General features: G+C 62.9%; 8 protein-coding genes. 5 read left to right on the top strand and 3 right to left on the bottom strand.

Annotated elements, in window-relative coordinates:
- Positions 1-712 (bottom strand): LptF/LptG family permease (locus Q0Y42_RS13680; protein ID WP_297804844.1); only part of this gene is annotated, 712 nt, incomplete at its 3' end.
- Positions 712-1,839, bottom strand: a complete 1,128-nt coding sequence (locus Q0Y42_RS13675) for an LptF/LptG family permease (RefSeq protein ID WP_297804842.1) — start codon at positions 1,837-1,839, stop codon at positions 712-714. The genes Q0Y42_RS13680 and Q0Y42_RS13675, both read right to left, overlap by 1 nt.
- Positions 1,840-1,996: 157 nt before the next feature.
- Between Q0Y42_RS13675 and Q0Y42_RS13670 the strand changes: the two genes are divergently transcribed.
- From Q0Y42_RS13670 to Q0Y42_RS13655, 4 genes are read left to right on the top strand one after another with little or no spacing between them, the layout of a single operon-like run.
- Positions 1,997-3,472: a leucyl aminopeptidase gene (locus Q0Y42_RS13670; protein WP_297804839.1), complete on the top strand. Its 1,476-nt coding sequence runs from the start codon at positions 1,997-1,999 to the stop codon at positions 3,470-3,472.
- Between the two features lie 28 nt (positions 3,473-3,500).
- Positions 3,501-3,959: a DNA polymerase III subunit chi gene (locus Q0Y42_RS13665; RefSeq protein WP_297804837.1), complete on the top strand. Its 459-nt coding sequence runs from the start codon at positions 3,501-3,503 to the stop codon at positions 3,957-3,959.
- An 11-nt stretch (positions 3,960-3,970) separates the two neighbouring features.
- Positions 3,971-4,327 (top strand): hypothetical protein, encoded by a 357-nt coding sequence (locus Q0Y42_RS13660; RefSeq protein ID WP_297804834.1) that lies wholly within the window; start codon positions 3,971-3,973, stop codon positions 4,325-4,327.
- Between the two features lie 23 nt (positions 4,328-4,350).
- Entirely contained in the window at positions 4,351-4,638 is a 288-nt protein-coding gene (locus Q0Y42_RS13655) for a hemolysin (protein WP_297804832.1), read from the top strand.
- Between the two features lie 74 nt (positions 4,639-4,712).
- Here Q0Y42_RS13655 and abc-f read toward each other — a convergent pair whose 3' ends face one another.
- Complete coding sequence (gene abc-f, locus Q0Y42_RS13650) at positions 4,713-6,620, bottom strand: ribosomal protection-like ABC-F family protein (RefSeq protein WP_297804829.1); 1,908 nt, start codon at positions 6,618-6,620, stop codon at positions 4,713-4,715.
- Between the two features lie 135 nt (positions 6,621-6,755).
- Between abc-f and ndk the strand changes: the two genes are divergently transcribed.
- Entirely contained in the window at positions 6,756-7,175 is a 420-nt protein-coding gene (ndk, locus tag Q0Y42_RS13645; protein ID WP_292054172.1) for a nucleoside-diphosphate kinase, read from the top strand.
- Positions 7,176-7,261: the final 86 nt, after the last annotated feature.

Raw genomic sequence — 7,261 nt, 5'->3', positions numbered from 1 at the left:
GGTGGGACGGCAGGTCCAGCGTGTCGTAGCGGACAGCCTGTTGGCCGCCCTGACCCCCAACAACACCCGTCAGACGCCAGCGACCCGCCGTCAGAGTGGCGGTGGCGGCATCGACGCGCTCGGTAAAGCGGCGCTGACCCTCGGGCGTGATAGTGTAGATAAAGAAGGTGGCGTCCAGAAGCTGACCGGTGGTGCGGTTCTGGCTTTCGCCACGGATGATCATCTGGCGCGTTTCGTCCCCTTCGCGCAGCCAGACAGGCTGACTGGCCTCGGCCACGGGGGCACCGCCACCGCTGATGCGGGCGCGCTCGCTCTGCCAGACGCTGTCGCCCCATGCGGCCAGAGGGCCGACCGTGGTAATGGTGACAATGCCCAACACAAAGGCACAGGCGGCGGCAGGCAGCACAAAGCGCCAAGCCGAAATGCCCGCCGCGCGCATGGCGATCAGCTCGCTGCGGCGGTTCAGGCTGACATAGGCTCCAAGCGTGCCGAACAGGAAGACGAACGGCAGCAGCTGCACGATCACGCTGGGCGACTTGGCCCCGATCAGCGCCAAGATCTGCAGGGCCGACAGCTCGCCGTCAGAGTTCAGGCCTCGTGACACCTCGACAAAGTCGATCAGCATCACCAGCGCGGAGATGATGGCCAGGGCGACGCCCAGAGCCTTCAGCTGCTGGCCCAGTACGTAGCGTTCAAGTCTTGCGAGACGCATCAGGCCGTCCTCGCGTTGGTGGGGCGTTTAAACAAAGCGCGGCGCGGTTTCAGCACGCGGAACATGTGGCGCAGGGCCAAGGCGGTGGCCCCCAGCGGCAGCAGATACTGAAGGATGTTCAGCCATCCGTTCCAAGCGGCGGCGGCCACAAGGCCGTAGCCGATGACGCGCACCAGAAGGAACAGACCCGCCGCGCGAGCGATGCGGCTGGTGTAGCCGGTTCGGCTATAACCACCACCCATGATGGCGGCGACGGCAAAGGCCATGCCGACCAGCGCATAGAGCGGCGAGGTCAGGCGGCTGTGCGCCTCGGCGGCCAGTTCGGAGCGCGAGCCTGCCATCTTGATGGTGGCTTCGTTCGGGGCGAACAGTTGCGGCAGATAGAGATCGGTCGCCTTGTAACGGATGCTCTGGTCGGTGCCACGCGCATAGGGCGTCAGGTCGATGGCATAGTTGTCGAACGACAGGTGGTTCAGCACCTCACGCGACGAATACCGCTGCATCGAGCCGTTCTGCATCGTCAGGACAGGCGTGCCTTCGATGCGGGTAAAGCGGGCAGTTTCGGCATCCCAGCTGGTCACGGTTTTACCGTCGTCGATATAGACGAACAGGTTCCGCATCAGGCCGTTCTGCTCGATCTGCTGGGTATAGACGGCGAGGCCGTCCGGACCTTGAACAAAGCGGCCTTCTTCCACCAGCAGCGAGGCGAGGTCGGTACGGATGGCAAAGGCCTGACGGCGGCCTGCCTGCTGGCCCCACGGCTGCAACAGGGTGGTGGTCAGGATGCCGACGATGGTGACAATCAGAGCAATCGCCATGGCGGGCTTGATGACTTCCATCCGGCTCATACCCGCCGCCGAGGCCGCGGTCAGTTCCTGATCGCGTTGCAGGCGCGTCAGTGCAATCAGCGCACCGACGAACAGGCCGATGGGCAGAATCACAGCCAGAAGCTGCGGCAGGGCCAGAACGGTCAGCTTGGTCATGACCCAGAGGCTCTGGCCACGCTCGACGATGACCTCGAGCTGTTCCAGCGACTGGCTCAAAAGGCCAATTCCGACCAGAGCGCCCATAGCCGCCAGTACTGGCAGGCCGATCTGGCGGAATAGATACCTTTGTATAAGGGTCATTTAATGAAATTGCGCTGTTGGAAAGCCTGCTTTTGGTTGCAGGCGAAGGCGATGCGGCCCATGTAATACACGTCCGAGTGCGGCGGTGGAACCATCGGTGCGCTCATGTTGAAATCAAACGCCGCCGTGGATGCTTTTCCTTGGCTGGAGAGGTTTAATGCAAATTCAGTTCGTTGCTTCCGCCGAACAGTCACAGATCCTCGCTGTGATGGTGCAGGAAGATCGCCAACTCGTTGGCCTCGGTGCCGGGCTGGACACCGCCGCTTCGGGTGCCCTGACCAAGGCCATGTCGTCTGGCCGCTTTAAGGGCGCTTCGAACTCCACCCTTAACGTCATCGCTCCGGCTGGCGTGAGCGCCGATGCGGTGCTGCTGGTTGGCGCAGGCAGCGCCGAAAAGTTCAATGATCTGGCTGTCGAAGCCTATGCTGGCTCGGCCTATGCTGCCGTGAAGCTGTCGGGTGCCGAAACCCTGACCATCGACGCCACGCACCTGACGCCGGAACAGGCCGCCCGCGCCGGTTTCGCCGCCCGTCTGGCCGCCTACCGCTTCGACAAATACCTGACCAAGCAAAAGCCCGAGAAGGTCCCGTCGATCAAGACGGTCCGCGTCGTCACCGAAAATCCGGTGGCCGCCGAGGAAGCCTTTGGCCCGATGTCGGCTGTGGCCGACGCCGTCTACTTCTCGCGCGATCTGGTCTCCGAGCCTGCCAACATCCTGTATCCGGCCGAGTTCGCGCGTCGCGTGAAGGAACTGGAAAAGCTGGGTGCCAAGGTCGAGATCCTCGGCGAAGCCGAGATGGAAAAGCTGGGCATGGGCTCGCTGCTGGGCGTGGGCCAAGGCTCGGTCCGTGAAAGCCAGCTCGCCGTCATCCAGTGGAACGGCGGCAAGGAAGGCGAACAGCCGATCGCCTTCGTCGGCAAGGGCGTGTGCTTTGACACCGGCGGCATCAGCCTGAAGCCGGCCGAGGGCATGGAAGAAATGAAGTGGGACATGGGCGGCGCTGCTGCCGTGACCGGCGTCATGCATGCTCTGGCTGGTCGCAAGGCCAAGGTGAACGCTGTCGGCGTTCTGGGCCTCGTGGAAAACATGCCTGACGGTAACGCCCAGCGTCCGGGTGACGTGGTCACCTCGATGTCGGGTCAGACCATCGAAGTGCTGAACACCGACGCCGAAGGCCGCCTCGTTCTGGCCGATGCGCTCTGGTACACCCAAGACCGCTTCAATCCGAAGTTCATGATCGACCTGGCCACCCTGACCGGCGCGATTATCATCTCGCTGGGCAATGAATACGCTGGCGTGTTCACCAACTCGGACGAGCTGGCTGAAAACATCGCTGCCGCTGGTCCGAAGGTCGGCGAAAAGACCTGGCGCATGCCGATTCCGGCGGAATACGACCGCCACATCGACAGCCCGATTGCCGACATGAAGAACATGGGCAATGGCCGCGCCGGTGGTTCGATCACCGCTGCCCTGTTCCTGCAACGCCACACCAACGGCGTGCCGTGGGCGCACATGGACATCGCCTCGACCGCATGGGTCAAGGGTTCGACCAACCCGACCGTGCCGGATGGTGCTGTCGGTTACGGCGTGCGTCTGCTCGACCAGATGGTCGCGGACAAGTACGAAGCCTAAATCGCTTCAAATCGGGGGTAGGGCCTAGGTGTCCGACGCAAAAACGGAAATCTGGTTCTACCACCTCGAGCGTTCGTCGCTCGAACAGGTGTTGCCGGGCCTTCTGGAGAAAACCCTCCAGAAGGGCTGGCGCGCCCTGGTGCGGGTTACCCCCGCCAATGTCGATGACATCGACGAAATGCTGTGGACCTATCGCGCCGACAGCTTCCTGCCGCACGGTCGTGCGGATGCCGAACATCCCGATCGCCAACCTGTGTTACTCACCGAATCGGGTGAGAATCTGAACTCTGCTCAGACGCTGTTCATCGTCGACGAGTCAGAGTTGGGTCCCACGGAGGAGTTCGCGCGGTGTTTCATTATCTTCGACGGACGGAACGACCAATCAGTTCAGCACGCCCGCAATCGCTGGCGCAGCCTGAAGGACGGCGGGGCCTCGCTTCAGTACTGGAAGCAGGACGAGGAAGGGCGCTGGGCGCGCTCGGCCTGACGACGGCCTTGGTGCTCGCGGCATGCGGGCCGACGGCCACCAGCACCCGCCCGAACTATCCCACCCAGTCGCCGTACGGGACCGTGGCGCACACGCCCGTTTCGCCGACGGAAGTTCCCTATTATTCGACCCAGTCCCAGCCCCAGTCACAGCCTGCGCGGACCTATAGCGCCGGTGACCGCTGCGGGGCCGCCGAACTCCAGTGGCTGGTCGGTCGTAACCGCAGTGAAATCCCTGTGCCGGTGGATGTCAGCAACCGCCGTGTCACCTGCACGGCCTGCGCCATTACCGAGGATCACCGCGAGGATCGCCTGACCATCCTTTATGACCGCCAGACCAATGTCGTCGCCTCTGTGCGTTGCGGTTGATCGGGAAAAACAAGGATTTAGAGATGAAACTTCAGGTTTTTGCTTCGTTGGCGGTGATCGGTGCGAGCTTGGCCGGATGCGCTTCGACCCAAGCCCCTGATCCGGTCGTCACGGCTGAGACAGGCCAGTGCAAGGTCGAGGACTGGCAGTCCTATGTCGGCAAGCCGCGCCAATCGCTGCCCGCCGCGCCCGAAGGGGTGGTGTTCCGCGTCCTGTGCGCCGACTGCATGGCCACGATGGATTACCGCAGCAATCGCGTGACCTTCACCTATGGTGAGGACGAGAAGATCACCCGCGTCGCCTGCGGTTGAGACACTGCGATTAAGGCATAAGAAAAGGCCGCTCCTGATGGGGCGGCCTTTTTGTTTGGAGCATCCGCGCCGGATCAGCTGACCTCGGCCAGCGCTTGCTCGGCGGCCATCCAGTCGGCCTCGGCCTGTTCCAGATCGGTCTGCAACTTGGCGCGCTGGCGGCTCAGCGACTCGAACTTCTTAGGATCATTGGCCGCTGCGGCCACCATGTCCTCGTCCAGCTTGGCGATCTGGGCCGAGATGGCGTTCATCGCTTCTTCTGCCTTTTTCACCGCATGGCGCAGGGTGGAAGGGGATTTGGTTTTCTTCTTGGGTCGGGCGCTATCGCTACCGCCGCGGGCGTCCGCTGCTTGAGCGCCGCTTGCGGGCTCGGCCTTGGCCTCTTCCTTCTTCACCTGCGAGGGCTTCATGCCCTGTTTGGCGCGTTCAAGGACGAACTTGGTATAGTCGTCCATATCGCCCTCGAAGGGCTTCACCGTGCCGTCGGCGGCCAGCCACAGTCGGTCGGCCACCAGCTCCATCAGCGAGCGGTCGTGGGTGATCAGGATAACAGCGCCCGTATATTCGTTCAGCGCGTCCAGAAGGGCGCGGCGGCTGTCGATATCAAGGTGGTTGGTCGGTTCGTCGAGGATCAGGATGTGCGGCGCATCCATGGCCACGAGGTTGAGCAGCAGTCGCGCGCGCTCGCCGCCCGACAGGGCACCGACCTTGGTGTCCTGCTTCTCGAAGGGCAGACCCCATTGGGCCAGACGCGAGCGGCGGCTGTTTTCGGACGCTTCGGGCATGGCGCGCAGAATAATCTGCAGCGGCGTGTCCTCGGGGTCCATCGCCTCGATCTGGTGCTGGTGGAACCAGCCCACGCGCATCTTGCCGTCACGGTGGAACTCGCCCGTTTCGATCTGCAGCGCCTTGGCGATCAGCTTGGCGAAGGTGGACTTGCCCGCGCCGTTCACGCCCAGCAGACCGATCCGGTCGTCAAGGTCCATACGCAGGTTCAGATTCTTCAGGATCGGCTTGCCCGGCTCATAGCCGACATTGGCCTTTTCCAGTCGGATCAGCGGCGGGGGCAGGGGGCGTTCCGGCGACGGCAGGATGAAGGGGGCCACGCGCTCTTCCGGCGGCAGCTCGATGCGCTGCATCTTCTCCAGCTTCTTCACGCGCGACTGGGCCTGCGTGGCCTTGGACGCCTTGGCCTTGAAGCGGTCGATGAATTTCTGCAGGTGGGCGCGTTCGGCTTCCTGCTTGGCCTGATTGGCCTGCATAAGGCGCAGCTTTTCGGCGCGGGTCTTTTCAAAGGTGTCGTAGTTGCCGGTGTACAGGTCCAGCTTGCGGTTCGACAGGTGCAGGATGTGCGTACAGACCGAGTTCAGCAGGTCGCGGTCGTGCGAGATGATCAGCGCCGTGTGCGGATAACGCTTCAGGCGCGCTTCCAGCCAGACCACGCCTTCAAGGTCGAGGTAGTTGGTCGGCTCATCCAGCAGCAGCAGGTCCGGCTCCGCGAACAGGGCTGCGGCCAGCGCCACACGCATCCGCCAGCCACCCGAGAAGTGCGACATCGGACGCTGGATGTCCTCCTGCGAGAAGCCCAGACCGATCAGGATTTCCGACGCGCGCGACGGGGCGCTGTCGGCGTCGATCTCGATCAGGCGGCCCCAGATCTCGCCCATCTCTTCGGGCTCGGCGGTTTCGAGTCGCGTCAGAAGCTCGTGGCGCTCCTTGTCGGCCTCCAGAATCGTGTCCAACACGCTCACGGGCGTGGCGGGGTGTTCCTGATCCACGGAGGCCACGCGGGCGTTCTTCGGGATCGACACCTCGTCACCGTTGGCGGCCAGACCGCCGAGGATGATCTTGAACAGGGTGGACTTTCCGATGCCGTTCCGGCCCACCAGACCGACCTTGGAGCCCGGTGGCAGGCTGACCGAGGCATTGTCCAGAAACTGGCGGCCCCAGGCGCTGAAGGTCAGGTTGGTAATTTGAAGCATATCGGCCGGTTGAGCTGTTTGTGTCGTTTGGGCCGCTTGTTACGCAACAAAACCGACAACTGATAGGGGGTGTTGGAAATAGGGACGCGGAACGCTATAAGCCCGCAACCTTTTCCCAAACAAGAAGTCACCACCATGACCGAACGTACTTTCTCGATCATCAAGCCGGACGCCACCCGTCGTAACCTGACCGGCGCCATCAACGCTGTGATCGAAGGTGCAGGCCTGCGCATCGTCGGCCAACGCCGCGTGAAGCTGACCACCGAGCAAGCTCAAAAATTCTACGCTGTCCACGCTGAGCGTCCGTTCTACGGCGAGCTGGTCGAGCAAATGACCGCCGAGCCGGTCGTCGTCCAAGTGCTGGAAGGTGACAACGCCGTCGCCAAGTACCGCGAAATCATGGGCGCTACCAACCCGAACGACGCTGCTGAAGGCACCATCCGCAAGCAGTTCGCTCTGTCGATCGGCGAAAACTCGGTCCACGGTTCGGACTCGCTGGAAAACGCCGGCATCGAAATCGCCCAGTTCTTCACCGACGCCGACATCGTTGGCTAATCGCTGAAGTCCTCAGGGATTTGAAAAGCCCCGCCGGAGCGATCCGGCGGGGCTTTTTCTTGGGCAGCCCCCAAAGAAAAGGCCCG

It is taken from the genome of uncultured Brevundimonas sp. (assembly GCF_947305955.1).
Classification (GTDB): Bacteria; Pseudomonadota; Alphaproteobacteria; order Caulobacterales; family Caulobacteraceae; genus Brevundimonas.
Note: the sequence above shows the minus strand (reverse complement) of the source record. Positions and strands in the feature narration are given on the sequence as shown.

Excerpts from the sequence above, each read along its gene's own strand:
- Q0Y42_RS13675 (WP_297804842.1), bottom strand. The coding sequence starts at position 1,839 with ATGACCCTTATACAAAGGTATCTATTCCGCCAGATCGGCCTGCCAGTA.
- Q0Y42_RS13670 (WP_297804839.1), top strand. The coding sequence starts at position 1,997 with ATGCAAATTCAGTTCGTTGCTTCCGCCGAACAGTCACAGATCCTCGCT.
- Q0Y42_RS13655 (WP_297804832.1), top strand. The coding sequence starts at position 4,351 with ATGAAACTTCAGGTTTTTGCTTCGTTGGCGGTGATCGGTGCGAGCTTG.
- abc-f (WP_297804829.1), bottom strand. The coding sequence starts at position 6,620 with ATGCTTCAAATTACCAACCTGACCTTCAGCGCCTGGGGCCGCCAGTTT.
- ndk (WP_292054172.1), top strand. The coding sequence starts at position 6,756 with ATGACCGAACGTACTTTCTCGATCATCAAGCCGGACGCCACCCGTCGT.